This window comes from Streptomyces spectabilis (assembly GCF_008704795.1).
GTDB classification, from domain to species: Bacteria; Actinomycetota; Actinomycetes; order Streptomycetales; family Streptomycetaceae; genus Streptomyces; species Streptomyces spectabilis.
In genome coordinates, this window is record NZ_CP023690.1 from 7,053,450 (window position 1) to 7,074,981 (window position 21,532).

At 69.9% G+C, this 21,532-nt stretch carries 20 protein-coding genes; 12 read left to right on the forward strand and 8 right to left on the reverse strand.

The annotated features are described in order from the left end of the window. Nucleotides 1-2 precede the first annotated feature (2 nt). The 7 genes from kdpA to CP982_RS31065 all read left to right on the forward strand — a co-directional run bounded on the left by kdpA (nt 3) and on the right by CP982_RS31065 (nt 9,272). Nucleotides 3-1,667, forward strand: coding sequence for a potassium-transporting ATPase subunit KdpA (gene kdpA, locus CP982_RS31035; RefSeq protein WP_150513480.1), 1,665 nt, complete (start codon nt 3-5; stop codon nt 1,665-1,667). Then, nucleotides 1,664-3,808 (forward strand): potassium-transporting ATPase subunit KdpB, encoded by a 2,145-nt coding sequence (gene kdpB, locus CP982_RS31040; protein ID WP_150513481.1) that lies wholly within the window; start codon nt 1,664-1,666, stop codon nt 3,806-3,808. The genes kdpA and kdpB overlap by 4 nt, the downstream gene beginning before the upstream one ends. A 6-nt stretch (nt 3,809-3,814) precedes the next feature. Beyond that, nucleotides 3,815-4,537, forward strand: coding sequence for a potassium-transporting ATPase subunit C (locus CP982_RS31045; RefSeq protein WP_150513482.1), 723 nt, complete (start codon nt 3,815-3,817; stop codon nt 4,535-4,537). A gap of 201 nt (nt 4,538-4,738) precedes the next feature. After that, nucleotides 4,739-7,285, forward strand: coding sequence for a sensor histidine kinase (locus tag CP982_RS31050; protein ID WP_150513483.1), 2,547 nt, complete (start codon nt 4,739-4,741; stop codon nt 7,283-7,285). Nucleotides 7,286-7,359: 74 nt separating this feature from the next. Continuing rightward, the gene (locus CP982_RS31055; RefSeq protein ID WP_030682386.1) at nt 7,360-8,043 is read left to right on the forward strand and encodes a response regulator; all 684 of its coding nucleotides are present in this window, start codon (nt 7,360-7,362) and stop codon (nt 8,041-8,043) included. An 80-nt stretch (nt 8,044-8,123) separates the two neighbouring features. Beyond that, the gene (locus CP982_RS31060; protein ID WP_078869048.1) at nt 8,124-8,522 is read left to right on the forward strand and encodes an OB-fold nucleic acid binding domain-containing protein; all 399 of its coding nucleotides are present in this window, start codon (nt 8,124-8,126) and stop codon (nt 8,520-8,522) included. A gap of 3 nt (nt 8,523-8,525) precedes the next feature. After that, entirely contained in the window at nt 8,526-9,272 is a 747-nt protein-coding gene (locus CP982_RS31065; RefSeq protein ID WP_150513484.1) for a DUF3159 domain-containing protein, read from the forward strand. 109 nt (nt 9,273-9,381) lie between these two features. On the opposite strand, the gene CP982_RS31070 is transcribed toward CP982_RS31065, so the two are convergent. The 4 genes from CP982_RS31070 to CP982_RS31085 form a co-directional block, all read right to left on the reverse strand. Continuing rightward, nucleotides 9,382-10,044: a potassium channel family protein gene (locus tag CP982_RS31070; RefSeq protein ID WP_030682399.1), complete on the reverse strand. Its 663-nt coding sequence runs from the start codon at nt 10,042-10,044 to the stop codon at nt 9,382-9,384. Continuing rightward, a complete protein-coding gene (locus CP982_RS31075; protein WP_030682402.1) occupies nt 10,044-10,712 on the reverse strand; it encodes a potassium channel family protein in 669 nt (222 codons plus the stop codon). Before CP982_RS31075 ends, CP982_RS31070 begins: the two co-directional genes overlap by 1 nt. 226 nt (nt 10,713-10,938) lie before the next feature. Continuing rightward, a complete protein-coding gene (locus CP982_RS31080; protein WP_150513485.1) occupies nt 10,939-11,178 on the reverse strand; it encodes a hypothetical protein in 240 nt (79 codons plus the stop codon). After that, nucleotides 11,175-11,510, reverse strand: a complete 336-nt coding sequence (locus CP982_RS31085; protein ID WP_150513486.1) for an ArsR/SmtB family transcription factor — start codon at nt 11,508-11,510, stop codon at nt 11,175-11,177. Before CP982_RS31085 ends, CP982_RS31080 begins: the two co-directional genes overlap by 4 nt. A gap of 201 nt (nt 11,511-11,711) precedes the next feature. Between CP982_RS31085 and CP982_RS31090 the strand changes: the two genes are divergently transcribed. The 5 genes from CP982_RS31090 to CP982_RS31110 all read left to right on the forward strand — a co-directional run bounded on the left by CP982_RS31090 (nt 11,712) and on the right by CP982_RS31110 (nt 18,674). Further along, the gene (locus CP982_RS31090; RefSeq protein ID WP_150513487.1) at nt 11,712-13,988 is read left to right on the forward strand and encodes an MMPL family transporter; all 2,277 of its coding nucleotides are present in this window, start codon (nt 11,712-11,714) and stop codon (nt 13,986-13,988) included. Between the two features lie 176 nt (nt 13,989-14,164). Continuing rightward, nucleotides 14,165-16,213, forward strand: a complete 2,049-nt coding sequence (locus tag CP982_RS31095) for an APC family permease (protein ID WP_150513488.1) — start codon at nt 14,165-14,167, stop codon at nt 16,211-16,213. Nucleotides 16,214-16,334: 121 nt separating this feature from the next. Then, a complete protein-coding gene (locus CP982_RS31100; RefSeq protein WP_150513489.1) occupies nt 16,335-17,666 on the forward strand; it encodes a class I SAM-dependent RNA methyltransferase in 1,332 nt (443 codons plus the stop codon). A gap of 424 nt (nt 17,667-18,090) precedes the next feature. Then, a complete protein-coding gene (locus CP982_RS31105) occupies nt 18,091-18,285 on the forward strand; it encodes a beta-ketoacyl-[acyl-carrier-protein] synthase family protein (RefSeq protein WP_150513490.1) in 195 nt (64 codons plus the stop codon). Further along, a complete protein-coding gene (locus CP982_RS31110; RefSeq protein WP_030566794.1) occupies nt 18,282-18,674 on the forward strand; it encodes a type II toxin-antitoxin system death-on-curing family toxin in 393 nt (130 codons plus the stop codon). The genes CP982_RS31105 and CP982_RS31110 overlap by 4 nt, the downstream gene beginning before the upstream one ends. 553 nt (nt 18,675-19,227) lie before the next feature. Here CP982_RS31110 and CP982_RS41890 read toward each other — a convergent pair. From CP982_RS41890 to CP982_RS41895, 4 genes are all read right to left on the reverse strand, one after another. Beyond that, nucleotides 19,228-19,521, reverse strand: a complete 294-nt coding sequence (locus CP982_RS41890; protein ID WP_170316515.1) for a hypothetical protein — start codon at nt 19,519-19,521, stop codon at nt 19,228-19,230. Nucleotides 19,522-20,009: 488 nt separating this feature from the next. After that, the gene (locus CP982_RS31125) at nt 20,010-20,246 is read right to left on the reverse strand and encodes a helix-turn-helix domain-containing protein (protein ID WP_150515788.1); all 237 of its coding nucleotides are present in this window, start codon (nt 20,244-20,246) and stop codon (nt 20,010-20,012) included. Between the two features lie 35 nt (nt 20,247-20,281). Further along, nucleotides 20,282-21,016: a hypothetical protein gene (locus tag CP982_RS31130; protein WP_150513492.1), complete on the reverse strand. Its 735-nt coding sequence runs from the start codon at nt 21,014-21,016 to the stop codon at nt 20,282-20,284. A gap of 335 nt (nt 21,017-21,351) precedes the next feature. Beyond that, the gene (locus CP982_RS41895) at nt 21,352-21,510 is read right to left on the reverse strand and encodes a hypothetical protein (RefSeq protein WP_170316516.1); all 159 of its coding nucleotides are present in this window, start codon (nt 21,508-21,510) and stop codon (nt 21,352-21,354) included. Nucleotides 21,511-21,532 lie beyond the last annotated feature (22 nt).

Sequence of the window (21,532 nt, forward strand, 5' to 3'; positions counted from 1 at the left end):
ACATGAGTCCCGTCCTCGCTGGCGTGCTCCAGCTGCTCGCGCTCGTGGCCGCGCTGGCCCTCGCGTACCGTCCGCTCGGCGACTACATGGCCGGCGTCTACTCCTCCGACAGGCATCTGCGCGTCGAGAAGTGGATCTACAAGGGCATCGGCGCCAACCCCGGCACCCAGATGCGCTGGCCCGCCTATCTGCGCGGCGTGCTCTCCTTCTCCCTGGCGAGCCTGCTCTTCCTGTATCTGCTGCAGCGGATCCAGGGCTCCCTGCCGGGGTCGCTCGGCTTCCAGTCGATAGACCCTGACCAGGCGTTCAACACCGCCGCCTCCTTCGTCGCCAACACCAACTGGCAGTCGTACTACGGCGAGCAGGCCATGGGCCACGTCGTGCAGACGGCCGGTCTCGCGGTGCAGAACTTCGTCTCCGCGGCCGTCGGCATCGCCGTCGCCGTGGCGCTCGTGCGCGGCTTCTCCCGCTCGCGCACCGGTGAGCTGGGCAACTTCTGGACCGATCTGGTCCGCGGTGTCGTCCGCATCCTGATCCCGATCTCCGTGGTCGGCGCCCTCGTCCTGGTCGCCTGCGGCGCCATCCAGAACTTCTCCGGAATTCACGGGGTCGGCCAGTTCCTCGGCGGCGAGCAGCAGTGGAACGGCGGTGCGGTCGCCTCCCAGGAAGTCATCAAGGAACTGGGCACCAACGGCGGCGGCTACTTCAACGCCAACTCCTCGCACCCCTTCGAGAATCCGAATCCGATCTCGAACCTCTTCGAGATCTTCCTGATCCTGGTGATTCCGTTCGCCCTGACCCGGACCTTCGGCCGGATGGTCGGTTCGATCAGGCAGGGCTACGCGATCCTCGCCACGATGGCGACGATCTGGCTCGGCTTCACCGCGCTGATGATGTGGACCGAATTCCACCACGGCGGCCCGGCGTTCGACCTCGCGGGCGGGGCGATGGAGGGCAAGGAGACGCGCTTCGGCGTCGGCGGCTCGTCGATCTTCGCGGTGGCCACCACGCTCACCTCGACCGGCGCGGTGAACTCCTTCCACTCCTCGTACACCGGTTTCGGCGGCGGGATCACGATGCTGGGCATGCAGCTCGGCGAGATCGCACCCGGCGGCGTCGGGTCCGGCCTCTACGGCATGCTCATCATGGCGATCATCGCGGTCTTCATCGCGGGTCTGATGGTCGGCCGCACCCCCGAGTACCTGGGCAAGAAGATCGGCACCCGCGAGATCAAGCTCGCGGCCTGCTACATCCTCGTCACGCCCGCGCTCGTCCTCGGCTTCACCGGCGCCTCGATGGCGATGGACACGCCGAAGAACTCGATGACCAACAGCGGCGCCCACGGCTTCTCGGAGATCCTGTACGCCTTCACCTCCGGCGCCAACAACAACGGATCGGCCTTCGCGGGCCTGAACGCCGACACGCAGTGGTTCAACACCACGATCGGTCTCGCGATGCTCCTCGGCCGGTTCCTGCCGATGGTGTTCGTGCTCGCGCTCGCCGGATCCCTGGCCGAGCAGCGGCCGATCCCGAAGACGGCCGGCACCCTGCGCACGGAGAAGCCGCTGTTCACGGGCCTCCTCGTCGGCACCATCATGATCATCACCGGTCTGACGTACTTCCCGGCGCTCGCGCTCGGACCGCTCGCCGAGGGTCTCGCGTCATGACCATCGAAACCAGCAAGCAAGAGGAGCGCAGCTCCATGACGACCGCTACTCCCACGCGCGCGCCGCACCAGGACGTGCCGACCGGCCACAAGCCGGACGACAACAAGGTCGGCGGCGGTCTCTTCGACCCGGCCCAGCTCCTGAAGTCCTTCCCGGACGCCCTCAGGAAGCTCGACCCGCGGGTGATGGTCAAGTCGCCCGTGATGTTCGTGGTCCTGATCGGCTCGGTGCTCACCACCGTGCTCGCCTTCAAGGACCCGGGCGACTGGTTCGGCTGGACGATCACCGCGTGGCTGTGGCTGACCACGGTCTTCGCCAATCTCGCGGAGGCGGTCGCCGAGGGCCGCGGCAAGGCCCAGGCCGACACGCTGCGCAAGGCCAAGACCGACACGGTCGCGCGCCGCCTCGCGGCCGACGGCACGTCCGAGGAGCAGGTGCCCGGCACCGACCTCAGGATCGGTGACCTGGTCGTCTGCGAGGCGGGCGACATCATCCCCGGCGACGGTGACGTCGTCGAGGGCGTGGCGAGCGTCGACGAGTCGGCGATCACCGGTGAGTCGGCGCCGGTCATCCGTGAGTCCGGCGGCGACCGGTCCGCGGTCACCGGCGGCACGAAGGTCCTCTCCGACCGCGTCGTCATCAAGATCACGACGAAGCCCGGCGAGACCTTCATCGACCGGATGATCAACCTGGTCGAGGGCGCGGCCCGGCAGAAGACGCCCAACGAGATCGCGCTGAACATCCTGCTCGCCTCGCTGACCATCGTCTTCCTGCTCGCGGTCGTCACGCTCCAGCCGTTCGCCGTGTACGCCGGTGCCGAGCAGTCCATGATCGTGCTCTGCGCGCTCCTGGTCTGCCTCATCCCGACGACCATCGGCGCCCTGCTCTCCGCGATCGGCATCGCGGGCATGGACCGCCTGGTCCAGCGCAACGTCCTCGCGATGTCCGGGCGCGCCGTCGAGGCCGCCGGTGACGTCTCCACGCTGCTGCTCGACAAGACCGGCACCATCACGCTCGGCAACCGCCAGGCCGCCGAGTTCGTACCGGTGCGGGGCACCACCGAGGCCGAGGTGGCCGACGCCGCCCAGCTCTCCTCGCTGGCCGACGAGACGCCCGAGGGCCGCTCCATCGTCGTCCTCGCCAAGGAGAAGTACGGTCTGCGCGAGCGCCACCAGGGCGAGCTGACCGGCGCGGAGTGGATCGCCTTCACCGCCCAGACCCGGATGTCGGGTGTGGACGTGGACGGGCGCAAGGTCCGCAAGGGCGCGACCGGTTCCGTCGTCGCCTGGGTCCAGGAGCGCGGCGGCACCGTCACGCCCGAGGCCCAGGAGCTCACCGACACGATCTCGCAGGCGGGCGGCACCCCGCTGCTCGTGGCGATCGAGGACACCGAGGGCGCCCGGGTGCTCGGCGTCATCCACCTCAAGGACGTCGTCAAGGAGGGCATGCGGGAGCGGTTCGACGAACTGCGCCGCATGGGCATCAAGACCGTCATGATCACGGGTGACAACCCGCTGACGGCCAAGGCCATCGCCGACGAGGCGGGCGTGGACGACTTCCTCGCGGAGGCCACCCCCGAGGACAAGATGGCGCTCATCAAGCGCGAGCAGGCCGGCGGCAAGCTCGTGGCGATGACGGGTGACGGCACGAACGACGCGCCCGCGCTCGCGCAGGCCGACGTCGGCGTGGCCATGAACACCGGCACCTCGGCCGCCAAGGAGGCCGGGAACATGGTGGACCTGGACTCCAACCCGACCAAGCTCATCGAGATCGTCGAGATCGGCAAGCAGCTGCTCATCACACGCGGCGCCCTGACGACCTTCTCGATCGCCAACGACGTGGCGAAGTACTTCGCGATCATCCCGGCGATGTTCGCGGTGGTCTACCCGGGCCTGGACAAGCTCAACATCATGGACCTGTCCAGCCCCAAGTCCGCGATCCTGTCGGCCGTCATCTTCAACGCGCTGATCATCGTGGCCCTGGTCCCGCTGGCCCTGAAGGGCGTCCAGTACCGGCCGATGAGCGCCGACCGGATGCTGCGGCGCAACCTCGGCATCTACGGCATCGGCGGTCTGATCGCGCCGTTCATCGGCATCAAGATCATCGACCTGATCCTCTCCCTCATCCCCGGCATTGGGTGACTCGACATGAACAACTCCGTCGGAAACACCGCGCGGCTGCTGGGCGCCGGCCTGCGGGCCGTGCTCGTCCTCACCGTGGTCTGCGGCGTGATCTATCCCCTCGTCGTCACGGGCGTCGCCCAGGCCGTCCTCCCCGGCAAGGCCAACGGCTCCGAGATCAAGGACGGCGGCAAGGTCGTCGGCTCCGAGCTGATCGGCCAGCGCTACGACCTGCCCCTGAAGAAGGGCCAGGAGACGCCCGAGCCGGACCTGAAGTGGTTCCAGCCCCGGCCGTCCAACGGCCTCGGCAGCAACAGCGTGAACACCCAGTACAAGCTGCTCCTGTCCGGTGCGACCAACCTCTCGGGCGACTCAGGGGCCGTGACGGGCGAGGACGGCAAGGAGGTCTGCGACCCCAAGGCCACGGACGGCCTGTGCGCCCAGGTGAAGGCCGCGCAGGACGCCGTCGTCAAGGACAACTCGACGGCCGACTTCAAGGTCAGCCCCGCGGACGTCCCGGTGGACGCCGTCACGTCCTCCGCCTCCGGCCTCGACCCGCACATCTCGCCGGATTACGCCGACCTCCAGGCGCACCGGATCGCCGAGAAGAACCACCTGGACGTCAAGGACGTCGAGGAGCTGGTCGACGACCACACGGACGGCCGTGTCCTCGGCTTCATGGGGGAGCCGCGGGTGAACGTCCTGAAGCTCAACATCGCCCTGAAGCACCTGGTCGCCCAGAAGGGCTGACCGGCCCGCCGGCGGCGACCGTACGGCCCGTGGGCCCCGGAACACCCGGGGCCCACGGGCCCGTTTCCGTGGGCTCACGGGCCGGGGCCATCAGGGTTGTGTCAAGGACCCCCGGGAACGCCCGCCTCGTCCGTTTTACCGCGATTGTTGGCCGTAAGGTCGACGCTGCGTACACAGCAGTTTCAGGAAGACAATGGGGCCATGGCACGCGGCAAGCTTCGGATCTACCTCGGTGCGGCACCGGGTGTCGGCAAGACGTACGCGATGCTGTCCGAGGCACACCGCCGCGTCGAACGCGGGACCGACTGCGTCGTGGGCTTCGTCGAGCACCACAGCCGTCCGCGCACGGAAGTGATGCTGCACGGTCTGGAGCAGATCGAGCGCAAGGAGCTGGAGTACCGGGGCGCGACGTTCACCGAGATGGACGTGGACGCCGTGCTGCGCCGGGCCCCCGCCGTGGCGCTCGTGGACGAGCTGGCCCACACGAACGTGCCGGGTTCGCGCAATGCCAAGCGCTGGCAGGACGTCGAGGAGCTCCTCGAAGGCGGCATCGACGTCATATCCACGGTCAACATCCAGCATCTGGAGTCGCTGGGTGACGTGGTGGAGTCGATCACCGGGGTGCGGCAGCGGGAGACGGTGCCGGACGAGGTGGTGCGGCGCGCGGACCAGATCGAGCTGGTCGACATGTCGCCGCAGGCGCTGCGGCGCCGGATGGCGCACGGCAACATCTACAAGGCCGACAAGGTCGACGCGGCCCTGTCGAACTACTTCCGGCCGGGCAATCTGACGGCGCTGCGGGAGCTGGCGCTGCTGTGGGTGGCCGACCGGGTCGATGAGTACCTGCAGCAGTACCGGGGCGAGCACAACATCCGCTCGACCTGGCAGGCTCGCGAGCGCATCGTCGTCGGCCTCACCGGCGGACCCGAGGGCCGCACGCTCATCCGGCGCGCCTCCCGCATGGCCGCCAAGGGCTCCGGCAGCGAGATCCTCGCCGTCTACATCGCCCGCAGCGACGGCCTGACCGCGGCCTCGCCCAAGGAGCTGGCCGTCCAGCGCACCCTGGTCGAAGACCTGGGAGGAACGTTCCACCACGTCATCGGCGACGACATCCCCGCCGCGCTGCTCGACTTCGCCCGCGGCGTCAACGCCACCCAGATCGTCCTCGGCTCCTCGCGCCGCAAGGCCTGGCAGTACGTGTTCGGACCGGGCGTCGGCGCCACCGTGGCCCGGGACTCCGGGCCCGACCTGGACGTCCACATCGTCACGCACAGCGAGGTCGCCAAGGGGCGCGGCCTTCCCGTGGCGCGCGGCGCCCGGCTCGGCCGCTCCCGCATCATCTGGGGCTGGCTCGCCGGCGTCGTGGGGCCCGCGCTGCTCACCCTGCTGCTCACGCACGTCGACGCCGACCTCGGCCTCGCCAACGACATGCTGCTGTTCCTGACCCTCACGGTCGCGGCGGCCCTGCTCGGCGGCATGCTCCCGGCCCTCGCCTCCGCGGCGTTCGGCTCCCTGCTGCTCAACTACTTCTTCGCGCCACCGCTGCACCAGTGGACGATCTCCGACGCCAAGAACATCGTCGCCATCTGCGTCTTCGTGTCCGTCGCGGTGTCCGTGGCGTCCGTGGTCGACCTGGCCGCCCGGCGCACCCACCAGGCCGCACGCCTGCGCGCCGAGTCGGAGATCCTCTCCCACCTCGCGGGCAGCGTGCTGCGCGGCGAGAACAGCCTGGAATCGCTCCTGGAGACCATGCGGGAGACCTTCGGCATGGAGGCTGTGGCCCTGCTGGAGCGCGCGGGCGACACGGCGCCGTGGACCTGCGCGGGCAGCGTCGGCACCGGAGCCCGGGCGGGCCGGCCCGAGGACGCCGACGTGGACGTCCCCGTCGGCGACCACATGGCGCTCGCCCTGTCGGGCCGCGTGCTGCCCGCCGAGGACCGCCGCGTGCTCGCCGCGTTCGCCGCGCAGGCCGCCGTCGTCCTGGACCGCCAGCGCCTGCAGTCCGAGGCGGACCAGGCCCGCACCCTCGCCGAGGGCAACCGCATCCGCACCGCGCTGCTCGCCGCCGTCAGCCACGACCTGCGCACCCCGCTCGCCGGGATCAAGGCCGCGGTCACCTCGCTGCGCTCGGAGGACGTGGAGTGGTCCGAGGAGGACCGGGCCGAGCTCCTCGAAGGCATCGAGGCGGGCGCCGACCGGCTCGACCACCTCGTCGGCAACCTCCTGGACATGTCCCGCCTCCAGACCGGCACCGTCGCCCCGCTGATCCGCGAGATCGACCTCGACGAGGTGGTGCCGATGGCGCTCGGCGGCGTACCCGACGGCAGCGTGGACCTGGACGTGCCCGAGGTCCTGCCGATGGTCGCCGTGGACAAGGGACTCCTGGAGCGCGCCGTCGCCAATGTCGTGGAGAACGCCGTCAAGTACGCGCCCGAGGACGCGCCGGTCCTGGTGTCGGCGAGCGCCCTGGGGGACCAGGTGCAGCTGCGCGTCGTGGACCGCGGCCCCGGCGTCCCCGATGACGCCAAGGACCGCATCTTCGAGCCGTTCCAGCGCTACGGTGACGCTCCACGCGGCAGCGGCGTGGGCCTCGGCCTCGCCGTCGCCCGCGGCTTCGTGGAATCCATGGGGGGCACCCTCAACGCCGAGGACACCCCCGGTGGCGGTCTCACCATGGTGCTGACGCTCAAGGTGACGGGCGGCCGCCCGCCCGTCGTGCCCGACCTCTCCGCCCAGATGACCTCGTGACCGCCGGCGCAAGCCGCGCACGTGGCACAACCAGCCGCGCGAGCGGCGCAGACAAGCCCGAAAGGCAGGTAGGAATGACCCGGGTGCTCGTGGTCGACGACGAGCCGCAGATCGTACGCGCCCTCGTGATCAACCTGAAGGCGCGCAAGTACGACGTGGACGCGGCACCGGACGGCGCGACCGCCCTTCAGCTCGCCGCCGCCCGCCACCCCGACGTGATCGTGCTCGACCTCGGTCTGCCCGACATGGACGGGGTGGAGGTGATCAAGGGGCTGCGCGGCTGGACGCGGGTGCCGATCCTGGTGCTCTCCGCCCGGCACAGCTCGGACGAGAAGGTCGAGGCCCTCGACGCGGGCGCCGACGACTACGTGACCAAGCCCTTCGGCATGGACGAACTCCTCGCCCGCCTCCGCGCCGCCGTGCGGCGGGCCGAGCCCACCGGGGCCGGTGAGGACGACGTCACGATCGAGACCGAGGACTTCACGGTCGACCTGGCCGCGAAGAAGGTCAACCGGGGCGGGCGCGACGTGCGCCTCACGCCCACCGAGTGGCACCTCCTGGAGGTCCTCGTGCGCAACGCGGGTCGTCTGGTCAGCCAGAAACAGCTGCTCCAGGAGGTGTGGGGGCCCTCCTACGGCACGGAGACGAACTACCTGCGGGTCTACATGGCCCAGCTGCGGCGCAAGCTGGAGGCGGATCCCGCGCACCCCCAGCACTTCATCACCGAGCCGGGGATGGGCTACCGCTTCGAGCGGTGACCTCCGCGGGTGCCGCGCGGCCCGCACGGGCCGCGCACCGGCGTTGCGGCGGTGTCGGGGCACACCGGTAGGCTCGGGGTATGAGTGCTGTTCCTGGACCCGACAAGCCCGCCGGCCGCTTCCGGCGCATGCTCGACCGGCTGTCGTCCTCCCAGCAGGACTTGGACTCCCAGGAACTGCGCGAGGACGCCGAGACAGCCGGCTGCACCCGCATCGGCGACTGCCACGACCGCCAGATAGTGACGGTTACTGGTACGTTGCGCACGGTCACCCTGCGGCCACGGGCCGGTGTGCCCGCCCTGGAGGCGGAGCTGTTCGACGGCTCCGCCGCGGTGGACGTGGTCTGGCTCGGCAGGCGTTCCATCGTGGGCATCGAGCCGGGCCGCCGCCTGATCGCCTCGGGGCGGATATCCATAGACCGCGGCCGCAGAGTCCTCTTCAACCCCAAGTACGAACTCAGACCGCTCGGACGGGAGTAGCCGGTGACGTCAGTCGACAAGCCGACCGACCAGACCGTGGGGGAGCACCCCGACGCCCCTGACGGCACCGACACCAAGGCACTCACGCAGGCCGCGCTCTTCGAAGCCTTCGGCGGCATCCGGGGCACGGTCGAGACGATGGTGCCGGGCCTGCTGTTCGTGCTGATCTACACGATCACCAAGGACCTGCACAGCTCGGCGATCGCCGCGCTCGGCGTCGCGCTGCTCCTGGTCGTGGTCCGTCTGGTCCGCCGAGACACGGTCAAGCACGCCTTCAGCGGTGTCTTCGGCGTCGCGTTCGGTGTGGCCTTCGCCATGTTCACGGGCAACGCCAAGGACTTCTACCTGCCCGGGATGATCTACGGCACCGGTCTCGGCGCCGCCTTCTTCCTGTCGGCCCTGGTGGGCTATCCGCTGCTCGGCCTGCTGCTCGGACCGGTCTTCCGGGAGAACCTCTCCTGGCGCACCCGCAACCCGGGCCGCAAGAAGGCCTACACCAAGGCCAGCTTCGCCTGGGGCCTGATCTTCCTCGCGAAGTACGCGATCCTCTTCCCGCTGTACTGGTGGGGGGACACCGAGCAGCTCGGCTGGGTCCTGATCGCCCTGAAGCTGCCGCCGATGGTCCTCGCGGTGTACTTCACCTGGGTCTTCCTGGCCAAGGCGCCGCCGCCGATCGACGTCTTCGCGGAGATGGAGGCGGAGGAGCGCGCCGAGGAAGAGCGCCGCAAGGCGGCCGCCGAGGGGACCTGAGCCCGTCCGGCGTCTGAGGACGAGGCCCGAAGGGCCGACAGACGGCAACGCAGGTGGGGGCGCCCAGGATGTCCTGGGCGCCCCCACCTGCGTACAAAGCCCTACGGCTCTAGTTGCGCGCCGAGAGCAGGTCCTCCAGCTGCTCCTCGCGCGCCTGCGCGGCCACGAAGAGCAGTTCGTCGCCCGCTTCCAGCGAGTCGTCCGGGGTCGGCGTGAGGACGCGCGTGCCCCGGATGATGGTGACGAGCGAGGTGTCCTCGGGCCACTGGACGTCGCCGACCCGGGTGCCCGCGAGGGCGGACTCCGGCGGCAGCGTCAGCTCGACCAGGTTCGCGTCGCCGTGGCTGAAGCGCAGCAGGCGCACCAGGTCGCCGACGCTCACCGCCTCCTCGACGAGCGCGGACATCAGGCGCGGCGTGGAGACCGCGACGTCGACGCCCCAGGACTCGTTGAAGAGCCACTCGTTCTTCGGGTTGTTGACGCGGGCGACGACGCGCGGGACGCCGTACTCGGTCTTGGCCAAGAGCGAGACGACCAGGTTCACCTTGTCGTCGCCGGTCGCGGCGATGACCACGTTGCAGCGCTGGAGCGCCGCCTCGTCCAGGGAGGTGATCTCGCAGGCGTCGGCGAGCAGCCACTCGGCCTGCGGGACGCGCTCGACGGAGATGGCCGTCGGCGCCTTGTCGACGAGCAGCACCTCGTGCCCGTTCTCCAGGAGCTCACCGGCGATGGAACGGCCCACCGCACCGGCTCCGGCAATGGCGACCCTCATCAGTGACCGCCTTCCTCGGGGCCTTCGGCGAACGCCGCCTCGACCTTCTCGACCTCGTCGGTGCGCATCATCACGTGCACCAGGTCGCCCTCCTGCAGGACCGTCTGCGAGGTCGGCAGGACCGCCTCGCCGAGCCGGGTGAGGAAGGCGACGCGGACGCCGGTCTCCTCCTGCAGACGGCTGATCTTGTGGCCGATCCAGCTCGCGGAGGCGTGCACCTCGGCGAGCTGGACGCCGCCGGTGGGATCGCGCCACAGCGGCTCCGCGCCCGAGGGCAGCAGGCGCCGCAGCATCTGGTCGGCGGTCCAGCGGACCGTGGCGACCGTGGGGATGCCCAGACGCTGGTAGACCTCCGCGCGGCGGGGGTCGTAGATGCGCGCCGCCACGTTCTCGATGCCGAACATCTCGCGGGCCACCCGGGCCGCGATGATGTTCGAGTTGTCGCCGCTGGAGACGGCGGCGAAGGCGCCCGCGTCCTCGATCCCGGCTTCGCGCAGGGTGTCCTGGTCGAAGCCGACCCCGGTCACGCGACGGCCGCCGAAGCCGGAGCCCAGACGGCGGAATGCGGTGGGGTCCTGGTCGACCACGGCGACCGTGTGCCCCTGCTGTTCCAGGGTCTGCGCGAGAGCGGAACCGACTCTCCCGCAGCCCATGATGACGATGTGCACGTCGCTACCCCGCGCTCCTCACGGCCCACTTGACCTGCGTAAATGCCCTACTCATGACTCTCTTTCGGCGCGCGCCCACACGGCGCGGCGGCGCATCCCGCCCAGCGGTTCGCGGTGCGGGGCGCTCATAGCCCGCCCGGTGTGTCCGGGTGCGTTTGCAGAGTCCACGGTAACGGCTTTCGTACGCGGGTCTAAGCCCGAGTGCGCGCGCCCTCGCCCCCGGCCGCTAGTCGACGGAGCGCAGCATGCTCTCCATGGACTTGACCCGCACGTTCAGCTCGGTGAGCTGGATGCGTACGGCATCCGACTCGGACCGGGCGGTGTCGACGGCCTGGCGGTAGGACTCCATCGCCGCCGCGTACTCGCGGTCGCGCTCGCGGCTGCGCTGGGTCTGGAAGTAGGCCACGGCGACGATCGCGCCGGCGAGTATCAGGAAGAAGGCGATCGGGATGATCGCGTCACTCATTGGGGCGTCCCCTCGGTCGAATGCTGTCCGGCCTCGCTCGCCCCGTCCCGCTGGGCAGCAGCCAGAATCGTATCCACGTTCAACCGCACGTCAAACGGCGCCAGTTCGAAGTACTTGAGCGCCTTGCCGTCGTCGGAGAGCTCCAGCCTGCCGAGCACGAGGTCCGCCTTCTCCAGGCGCTCCAGGTGCATGTAGAGCAGGGGCCGGGAGACGCCGAGGCGCCGTGCCAGCTCGCTGACGTACATGGGGCCCCCGGCGAGCTCCTTGATGATCCGGATGCGCTGCGCGTGGCCCACCGCCGAGAGGAAGGCAAGCAGCTCCTCGCTGTTCATGGCCCGCCTCTGTGCCGTCCCGATACCTGTCAGCCAAGGCTTACGCATGCCGTGAAGCACTGTCAAACCCTCCGTCCGCCCGGCTTTTTCGCTCGCATCTGACAGTTGACGTATTCATCCTTCACCTGTCAGTCTGCGCTTACACACCACGTGTCAGTCAGTTCTTACACATGAAGCAACGGCAACTGATGGGGGTCGGAGATGGGGATACGAGGGTCCGGCGGGCCGGGCACGGACAGGCGGTCGCTGACCGTGCGGGTGGCCCGCTGGAGCGCGCTGCACCCCTGGCGGGCGATCGTCGGCTGGTTCGCCTTCGTGGCGCTCTGCCTCGTCGCGGGCAGCGCGGCCGGGATGAACAGCGCGACCTCGGCGGACTTCCGCGTCGGCGAGGCCGGGCGCGCCGAGGCCATGGCCTCCGAGGGCGACCTCCAGATCAAGTCGCTCGAACAGATCCTGATCAGCGGCCGGAACGGAAAGCTGGACGAGCCCGCGGCCGACGCCGCCGTGCGGGACGTCACCCGGCGGATGAGGGCGCTGCCCGAGGTCGACGAGGTGGGCCCGCCCGCCCGCTCCGAGAACGGCGAGGTCATCCGCGTACCCGTGACACTCAACGGCCCCGAGCAGGAGGCCAGGGAGATCGTCGTCCCGCTCCAGGAGCTGACCGAGAAGCTCAAGAAGGCCCACCCGGGCGTGGTGGTCGAGGAGACCGGCGCCGCGTCCGTGAGCAAGGGCGTCGACGACCAGCGGGACGAGGACCTGGCGTTCTCCGAGGCGATCACGCTGCCCATCACGCTGATCACGCTGGCCCTGGTGTTCGGCTCGCTGCTGATGGTCGGCGTACCGCTGCTGCTCGCCGTGACCTCGATCGCGGCGACCATGGGCCTGGCGATGCTGGCCTCGCACCTGCTGCCCGACACCGGCGTCGGACTCAGCATGATCCTGCTCATCGGCATGGCCGTCGGCGTCGACTACACGCTCTTCTACCTCAAGCGCGAGCGCGAGGAGCGGGCCCGCGCGGGCGGCAGGCTCTCGTCCGAGGCGCTCGTCGAGGCCGCCGCCGCGACGGCAGGGCGCGCGATCGTGGTCTCCGGGCTCGCCGTCATCGTCTCCACGGCCGCCCTGTTCCTGGCCGACGACGTCATCTTCGACTCCCTCGCCCTCGGCACCATCCTGGTCGTGGCGGTCGCCGTGGCCAGTTCGGTCAGCGTCCTGCCCGCGATGCTGGTCAAGCTGGGGCAGCGGGCCGAGCGCCGGGCGGACCGGCGCCGGGCCAAGGGCAAGGCCGTGAAGCTCCACGAGGACAAGAAGCCGGGCCGGTTCTGGAACGCCCTGCTCACGCCCGCCCGCAAGCGCCCCGCGCTCACCCTGGGCCTCGCCGTCCTGGCCCTGGTCGGCCTGTCGCTGCCCGCCCTCGACCTGAAGCTGAAGGACCCGGCACGGGACAGCTTCTCGCGCGAGATCCCGGCCATGCAGGGGTACGACCGGCTGCTCGCCTCCTTCCCCGACGAGCGCCTGCGCTTCCAGGTCGTGGCCCGCTCCGCGCCCGAGCGCTCCGATGACGTCGTCCGCGCCCTGCGCGCCCTGGACCGCGACGCCGCGGCCGACCCGCTCTTCGCCGCCCACGACACGCCGCGGATCAGGACGTCGAAGGACGGCCGCATCAGCACCCTGGACCTCGGCGCCCGGCACGCCACGTACTCCGACGCGGCCGCGCGCACCCTGGACCGCCTCCGCGACGACTACCTGCCCGCCACCGTCGGCAAGCTGAACGGCGTCGAGACGGCCGTCAGCGGTGACGTGCCCCGCGGCATCGACTACGTGGCCCACCAGAACGAGAAGCTGCCGCTGGTCCTCGGCGCGCTGCTCCTGCTGACGTTCGCGATGACCGTCTACGCCTTCCGGTCCGTCGTGCTCGGCCTGCTCGGCATCGTGCTCAACCTGCTGTCCGCCGCGTCCGCGCTCGGCCTGCTCGTCCTCGTCTTCCAGGGCGAGTGGGCGGAGGGCCTGCTGTCGTTCGTGTCACTGCACGGCATCTCCTCGCGCGTGCCGCTGTTCCTCTTCGTGATCCTCTTCGGGCTCTCGATGGACTACCAGGTGTTCGTGGTCAGCCGGATCCGCGAGGCGGCGCTGAACGGCGTGCCGACCCGCAAGGCCGTCATCGACGGCATCGCGTCCTCGGCGAAGGTCGTCACCAGCGCGGCGATCGTCATGGTCACCGTCTTCGCCAGCTTCGTGATGCTGCACATCCTGGAGATGAAGCAGATGGGCTTCGTGCTCGCGGTGGCCGTCCTGGTCGACGCCTTCGTGATCCGCGTCATGATCCTGCCCGCGGCGCTCCTGCTGCTCGGCCGCGCCACGTGGTGGCCCTCGAAGGCGGTGCGCCGCGCCGAGGAGCGACTGACCCGCGGATACGCCGCGCCGCCGAGCGCGGACACGGAGCCGCTGGTCACGGGGGCCGGGGCGACGCCGCGGCGGTGAGCGGCCGCGGGTGCGGCGCCCCCGCGAACGACGTGAGCGGCCCGGCCGGTGCCCCCGCACCGGCCGGGCCGCTCACCCGTCGCTTGAACATCTCTTTAACCTTTTCGCCAGGAGCTCTTGACAAGTCGGGGGTACTGGGTGGGCGACACGCTGACGGAGCGCTTACGATCCTCTGCGTGTCCAAACTGACCGACGTGCCCAAACGGATCCTCATCGGGCGCGCACTGCGCAGCGACCGGCTGGGAGAAACGCTCCTGCCGAAGCGCATCGCCCTCCCTGTGTTCGCGTCCGACCCGCTGTCCTCCGTCGCGTACGCGCCCGGCGAGGTGCTGCTCGTCCTGTCGATCGCGGGCGCGTCGGCGTACCACTACAGCCCCTGGATCGCCGTCGCGGTCGTCGTGCTGATGTTCACCGTCGTGGCGTCGTACCGGCAGAACGTGCACGCGTACCCGAGCGGCGGCGGCGACTACGAGGTCGCCAACACCAACCTCGGCCCCAAGGCGGGTCTGACCGTCGCGAGCGCCCTGCTCGTCGACTACGTCCTGACCGTCGCCGTGTCCATCTCCTCCGGCATCGAGAACCTCGGCTCCGCGGTCCCCTTCGTGGTCGAGCACAAGGTGCTCTGCGCGGTCGCCGTCATCGTGCTGCTCACGCTGATGAACCTGCGCGGTGTGAAGGAGTCCGGGAAGCTCTTCGCGATCCCGACGTACGTCTTCGTCGTCGGCGTCTTCCTGATGATCGCCTGGGGCGCCTTCCGCGGCTTCGTCCTCGACGACACCATGAAGGCCCCGACCGCCGACTTCGAGATCAAGGCCGAGCACCAGGGCATCGCGGGCTTCGCCCTCGTCTTCCTGCTGCTCCGCGCCTTCTCCTCCGGCTGCGCCGCGCTCACCGGCGTCGAGGCGATCAGCAACGGCGTGCCCGCCTTCCGCAAGCCCAAGTCCAAGAACGCCGCGACGACGCTCGCGCTCATGGGCGCCCTCGCCGTCACCATGTTCTGCGGCATCATCGGCCTGGCCATGGCGACCAACGTCCACATGGCCGAGAAGCCCGCCAAGGACCTCCTGGAGAACGGCGTCCCCGTCGGCGGCGACTACGTCCAGAACCCGGTGATCTCGCAGGTCGCCGAGGCGGTCTTCGGCAACGGCAGCTTCCTGTTCATCGTGCTCGCCGCGGCCACCGCCCTCGTCCTCTTCCTCGCCGCCAACACGGCGTACAACGGCTTCCCGCTGCTCGGCTCGATCCTCGCGCAGGACCGCTATCTGCCGCGCCAGCTGCACACCCGCGGTGACCGCCTCGCGTTCTCCAACGGCATCGTGCTCCTCGCGGGCGCCGCGGCGCTGCTCGTCTGGGTCTACGGCGCGGACTCGACCCGGCTGATCCAGCTCTACATCGTCGGCGTCTTCGTCTCCTTCACGCTCAGCCAGATCGGCATGGTCCGGCACTGGAACCGCCATCTGTCCACGGAGCAGGACCCGGGCAAGCGCCGCCACATGGTCCGCTCCCGCGCGATCAACACCTTCGGCGCCTTCTTCACGGGCCTGGTCCTGATCGTCGTCCTCGTCACCAAGTTCACGCACGGCGCCTGGGTCGCGCTGCTCGGCATGGTCATCTTCTACGCGACGATGACCGCGATCCGCCGCCACTACGACCGCGTCTCCGAGGAGATCGCGGCCCCCGAGGGCCCGACCGACGACAGCGTCCGCCCCTCCCGGGTGCACTCCATCGTCCTCGTCTCCAAGATCCACAAGCCGACGCTGCGCGCCCTCGCGTACGCCAAGCTGATGCGCACGGACACCCTGGAGGCGCTGAGCGTCAACGTCGACCCGGCGGAGACCAAGGCCCTGCGCGCCGAGTGGGAGCGACGCGGCATCTCCGTGCCCCTGAAGGTCCTCGACTCGCCGTACCGGGAGATCACCCGCCCGATCATCGAGTACGTGAAGTCGCTGCGCCGCGAGAGCCCGCGCGACGCCGTGAGCGTGATCATCCCCGAGTACGTGGTCGGCCACTGGTACGAGCACCTCCTCCACAACCAGAGCGCCCTGCGCCTCAAGGGCAGGCTGCTCTTCACCCCCGGCGTGATGGTCACGTCCGTCCCCTACCAGCTGGAGTCCTCCGAGGCCGCGAAGAAGCGGGCCCGCAGGCGGCAGGAGTGGAACGCGCCGGGGTCGGTGCGGAGGGGCCCCGTGGAGAAGCGGGCCAAGGAGAAGAGCGGCAAGGGCTGAGCGGCACGCCGCCCCTCCGGGCGGCTTCCGCGAGGCTGAGTGAGCGGCCGGACAACATCCACGTAGACTGGTGGGCTGTTGTCCGGCCGCTCATCTCTTGACGTTGTGGAGTCACCCCGCCATGCAGGCAGAACCGAAGAATTCACTGGTGGGGGAGGAGTACGAGGTCGAGGTCGGCCCCGTCGCCCACGGCGGCCACTGCATCGCCCGTACGGCCGAGGGCCGCGTCCTCTTCGTACGCCACACCCTGCCCGGCGAGAAGATCGTCGCGCGCGTCACGGAGGGCGACGAGTCCTCCCGCTTCCTGCGTGCCGACGCGGTGACGGTCCTCGAACCGGCCAAGGACCGCGTGACCGCCCCCTGCCCCTACGCCGGCCCCGGCCGCTGCGGCGGCTGCGACTGGCAGCACGCCAAGCCGGGCGCGCAGCGCCGCCTCAAGGGCGAGGTCATCGCCGAGCAGCTGCAGCGGCTCGCGGGCCTGACGCCCGAGGAGGCGGGCTGGGACGGCACGGTGATGCCCGCGGAGGGCGACAAGCTCCCGGCGGGCGAGGTCCCGCAGTGGCGCACCCGCGTCCAGTACGCGGTGGACGCCGAGTCCGGCCGCGCGGGCCTGCGCCGCCACCGCTCCCACGAGATCGAGCCGGTCGACCACTGCATGATCGCGGCGCCGGGCGTCAGCGAGCTGGGCATCGAGCAGCGCGGGTGGTCGGGCATGGAGTCGGTCGAGGCGATCGCGGCGACGGGCTCGCAGGACCGCCAGGTGATCCTGACCCCGCGCCCCGGGGAGCGCCTGCCCATCGTCGAACTCGACAAGCCGGTCTCCGTCATGCGGGTCGGCGAGAAGGACGGCGGGGTCCACCGCGTCCACGGCCGCCCCTTCGTCCGCGAGCGCGCGGACGGCCGTACGTACCGCGTGGGCAGCGGCGGCTTCTGGCAGGTCCACCCCAAGGCGGCGGACACCCTGGTGACGGCGGTCATGCAGGGCCTCCTCCCGCGCAAGGGCGAGACGGCCCTCGACCTGTACTGCGGCGTCGGCCTCTTCGCGGGCGCCATCGCCGACCGCGTCGGCGACGAGGGCGCCGTCCTCGGCATCGAGTCCTCCAAGCGCGCCGTCGAGGACGCCCGCCACAACCTCACCGCCTTCGACCGCGTCCGCATCGAACAGGGCAAGGTCGAGTCCGTCCTCCCGCGCACGGGCATCACGGAGGTCGACCTCATCGTCCTGGACCCGCCCCGCGCGGGCGCGGGCAAGTCCACGGTCAGCCACCTGGCGGGCCTGGGCGCGCGACGCATCGCCTACGTCGCCTGCGATCCGGCCGCGCTGGCCCGGGACTTGGGGTACTTCCGGGAGGGGGGGTATCGGGTGCGGATGCTTCGGGCGTTCGATCTGTTCCCTATGACGCATCATGTGGAGTGTGTGGCGATTTTGGAGCCTGCTGAGAAGGGCCTTTGACCTGCCGCTTTGCATTTCAGGTGGTTAGCTCGACCTGTTTTTGCTCGCGGAATGCGTCGATTGTGGTTCGCTTGTGCAGAACGCTCTGAGCTGCAGGTTCAAGGGCCGACGTGGGTCTCGCGGCGACGTGGCGATGCGCAATGCAGAATTTTTGACGCTCGGATGACGCTCGCATATCGGAAGCCTCAACCTCGGACCTCTCCGGCCCTGGGCCGCAGACCGGGGCCGTCGGCGCGGGGCAAGGACTCCGGTTCGGGGGGCCGACTGCACCTCGCCAGCGGCGGCGCGTGCTGCTACCTCGTCGCACGCACCTCGGAACCGAGACCGCGGCCCGACCGGGCCACGAAGGACGGCGTCGTGGTCCGAGGTCTTGAGTGGCTGGTATCACCTCGCCACCCAGATACCAGTCCGGTATCATTCCTGTATGGCGATGACACTCCGACTCCCCGAAGACATTGACGCGAAGCTCACTGAGCGGGCTCGTCGGGAGGGTCGCAGCAAGCAGGAACTTGCCATCGAGGCCATCCGTGACGCCCAGCACCGGGCCGAGCTGAAGGTCGATGACGTCCTGGCCGAGCTGATGGACAGCGATGCGGAGATCCTGGACTACCTGAAGTGACCCAAGTGCGCTACATCCATATCGACGAGATCCTGGCCATCGCTCGCACGGTCAACGATACCGAGCACAGCGTGCGTGACATGGGACTTTTGGTGTCAGCGATCGAACGGCCCCGGACGAACGTGTTCGGGGCCGAGCTGTATCCCACGCTTCACGAGAAGGCGGCGGCACTGCTGCACTCCGTCGCTCGCAATCACGCGCTGATCGATGGCAACAAGCGCACCGCCTGGCTTGCCATGCGTGTCTTCCTGCGGTTCAACGGCGTCAGCGCCAGTACCGCCCCGCCACCCGTCTCCGTGGCTGGCCCGTTCGTCGAGGAAGTCGCGCAGGACAACATCGATGTACCGGCTATTGCCAAGCGCCTGTCGGCCTGGTTCCCCGTTTCCTGACGTTCGATGTCGTGGGTACGACGGGACGGGATGAGGTTCTGGGAGCGGTGCTGGTTCCTGGCAGTCCGCCGGGGGACTGACCCGTTCGTTCAGCGGGTGGATTGGTATGCTTTCGCGAGACGGGGCAGCGGGTCGGTCCGGCGCGAGGATGGCGTCCCACGCGCCTTCCCGTTTGGGCGGCAGGAAAGGTCCACATTGGCTATGGCGGTCTCTTCCCAACCAACACCCGCCCCGGCTTTCCCAGCGGTCACGGAACGCGCTGCCCGTGCCCCTCGCGCGCACTGAGCCGGTCCTCTCGCCTCCAACAAGCTGTGTCTGCGGTATCCGCCGTCCACGTCCACAGCTTGGAGGGGGGCAAGGTGCCGGACGAATGGATACGGGCTCTCGTGGCGGACTTTGGATCCGAGGGCAGGGAGCGTCTGCGGGTCAGCGACACGGAGGCGTCCATCAGCCTGCCGGTGGCGAAGCTGGTGGAAACATTCGGGGCGCGCTGGAAGCTGAGTCCTCGCCTTCATCCTGAGCATCCCTTGCCCGAGGCCCGAGTGCGTCCGGACTACGCGGTGGAGACACCGGGGCGCATCACCGGCTTCCTGGAACTGAAGGCGCCAGGGCACGACGTCACGCCCGACGGCTTCACGAACCGGGACCGGGAGCAGTGGGCGCTGATGCGCGGACCGCGGTGGCCCGGTACAAGTCCGGTTCCTGCGGGCACAACTCGGGCGCGCAGGTGCGCCTGGACGAGGGCTCGTGCGGCGGTGGCGCGGTCGGGGGTCTCGTCGGTGGCCTCGGTAGTGTCGAAGGCTGTGATGCCGCCCAGCCCGTGCTCCGCGTCGTCGAAGTTGTCCACCTGGTCTTCGGCGCGGGAGACGCCGCGTAGGCGTCACTTCCCGAGTCCTGCCGGTCGGAGAAAACCGGGTGGGTGCCAGTCCTTCGTGCCCACGACGACGAGGACCTTCGGGGTCATCCCCTCGAAGTCGTGGCGAGCGGTGTGTAAGGCTGGGGCCGCCGGGCCGTTCAGATCCGCGCCCCGGCCGGGCGGCGATCATGACGCGGGCGCCGAAGCGTGCGTCGACGGCTCACCGGCAGGTTCAGGGTTGACGGGCGTGCTCGCCGTAGCTCGGGTCGGTGATCGCCGGCGGGTTTGCGAACTGGCCGACGCACGCGGGCTGTCGGCCGCCGAACCGCTCAGCGAAGAAGGAGGGCATCCTTTCGCCCTCCGATTGCCGAGCAGCCGTGGAGAACCGTGCGGCGCATGTCGGCGGCGAACGGCCCGTCGTAGGAGGCAGTGCCGTGCGGCTCCGTGGCCGATGCCACGGAGCCGCACGGTGGTTACCGTCAGAAGCCGACGCTCGGATCGTCCGTGTCCTCTTCTGGGTCCACGCTGTACAGCGGGCGGTCCTCGATCCCCAGGGCGCGCATCAGCTCGTTGGTCGGAATCCTGTACTTACGTCCGATGCGGAGGACGGGGCAGGGGAACTCGTGCTCGCGGATCAGCCGGTACGCGGTCGTCGAGCCGATTCCGAGTGCTCGGGCCGCCGTGCGCAGGTCCACTGCGACGGGCAGGTCGAACATCTCCGTGAAACTGAGGCGGCCCTCTGCCGGGTCCTTCACCCTCGCCTCCCCGCAGGGCGGACCGGCCGGGTGTCCGCGCGGCGCCCGGGCCGTCGCCTCTTCCCGGGGCTATGACCCGCCGAGCGGTCCTGCGACCCGTCGTCGGTGTCGATGAAGATTCCCTGTCGGCGCAGATGCTCCGGGCGCACCCGGAAACGCAGCGGTGCGCACAGCCCGTCCGGGCCGTCCGGACGGTCGACCCGTACGTCCAGGCTCTCCGCCGCCGGAGCGTCCGCCTCCTCGCCGGACGCAGTGAGAGCGTGCTCCTCGGTGATGCGTTCGATCTGGGTGGAGGGAAGCTCCCGTAGCCCTTCCCGGGCGAGATGCCACGCCCTGGCGCGCGCCGCGTGCAGCAGGGAGGATTCGGCGAGACAGCTCGCGCCGTCCCGATCCGCCAGCTTCTCCAGGAGAGCTAGGACCATCTCGGCCTCCACGTCCGACCGGTCGGCCCGCAGGCGCGTGCAGACCCGGTGGACCGTCCTGGTCAACCGGGGCAGGGCCAGCCAGATCGCCAGGAGTTTCCCCGTGCTGTCTGGAGTCAGGTCGCTCTGCGCCGTGCGGATGACCTCCTTCCAGACCACGGTGGCGAACTGCGGGTCGGAGCCGGGGCCGTACAGGGCCTCGTGCGTCTCGGCGGCGGTCAGCCGGACCGGATCAGCCTCGTCGGCGTCCGTGGGGACGAGCACGAAGACCGCGTCACTGGTCCGGGGATCGTCGAAGTGCCGCCTCACTGAGGCGAACGCACTACTGTGCGGTGGATACATCAGGAAATGTCCTCTCTTCGGACTGCGAGAACCTGAGTCCGGAGGTGCTGGAGATACCGAGATGCTGGACGAGGTGGGTCCTGTGGTGGACGTACCGCCTCATATCCGCGTCAAGCGGAGACGAGTCCCACCAGCCTCACTTTGATGCGTGAGCATGCGGTAGTGGTCTTCTCGGCCAGGTAACGCCGCCTTTGACCACGAGCGTGTAACAAGCGCGGCAGCCAGGCCGCGAGCTCGCCGGTGACGAAGTTCGCGAGGCTGGTGGGTGCCCGTACAGAACGGGCACCCACGAACTGTTGCGCTCAGGCGGTCTCGGAGGACGAGGTGCCCGGCGCCTCGGTGGGCGGGGTCGCCGGGGTGGTGCCCTCGGTCCGGACGGCCGCCCGCCGGCGGCGGCTCGGCGGCCAGTCGGGGGACTGGCGCAGACGGGCTGCCCGGCGGTTGCGCTGACGGCTGTTCATCGGGTTCGCGGTCCTCTCTGAT

Bases quoted from the DNA above. Each gene is read 5' to 3' on its own strand.
- kdpB (WP_150513481.1), top strand. From the start codon at position 1,664: ATGACCATCGAAACCAGCAAGCAAGAGGAGCGCAGCTCCATGACGACC.
- CP982_RS31125 (WP_150515788.1), bottom strand. From the start codon at position 20,246: ATGTTCGACCTGCCCGTCGCAGTGGACCTGCGCACGGCGGCCCGAGCA.
- CP982_RS31085 (WP_150513486.1), bottom strand. From the start codon at position 11,510: ATGAACAGCGAGGAGCTGCTTGCCTTCCTCTCGGCGGTGGGCCACGCG.
- CP982_RS31105 (WP_150513490.1), top strand. From the start codon at position 18,091: ATGGCGATGACACTCCGACTCCCCGAAGACATTGACGCGAAGCTCACT.
- CP982_RS31100 (WP_150513489.1), top strand. From the start codon at position 16,335: ATGCAGGCAGAACCGAAGAATTCACTGGTGGGGGAGGAGTACGAGGTC.
- CP982_RS31080 (WP_150513485.1), bottom strand. From the start codon at position 11,178: ATGAGTGACGCGATCATCCCGATCGCCTTCTTCCTGATACTCGCCGGC.
- kdpA (WP_150513480.1), top strand. From the start codon at position 3: ATGAGTCCCGTCCTCGCTGGCGTGCTCCAGCTGCTCGCGCTCGTGGCC.
- CP982_RS31090 (WP_150513487.1), top strand. From the start codon at position 11,712: ATGGGGATACGAGGGTCCGGCGGGCCGGGCACGGACAGGCGGTCGCTG.
- CP982_RS31055 (WP_030682386.1), top strand. From the start codon at position 7,360: ATGACCCGGGTGCTCGTGGTCGACGACGAGCCGCAGATCGTACGCGCC.
- CP982_RS31050 (WP_150513483.1), top strand. From the start codon at position 4,739: ATGGCACGCGGCAAGCTTCGGATCTACCTCGGTGCGGCACCGGGTGTC.
- CP982_RS41895 (WP_170316516.1), bottom strand. From the start codon at position 21,510: ATGAACAGCCGTCAGCGCAACCGCCGGGCAGCCCGTCTGCGCCAGTCC.
- CP982_RS31060 (WP_078869048.1), top strand. From the start codon at position 8,124: ATGAGTGCTGTTCCTGGACCCGACAAGCCCGCCGGCCGCTTCCGGCGC.
- CP982_RS31070 (WP_030682399.1), bottom strand. From the start codon at position 10,044: ATGAGGGTCGCCATTGCCGGAGCCGGTGCGGTGGGCCGTTCCATCGCC.
- CP982_RS31045 (WP_150513482.1), top strand. From the start codon at position 3,815: ATGAACAACTCCGTCGGAAACACCGCGCGGCTGCTGGGCGCCGGCCTG.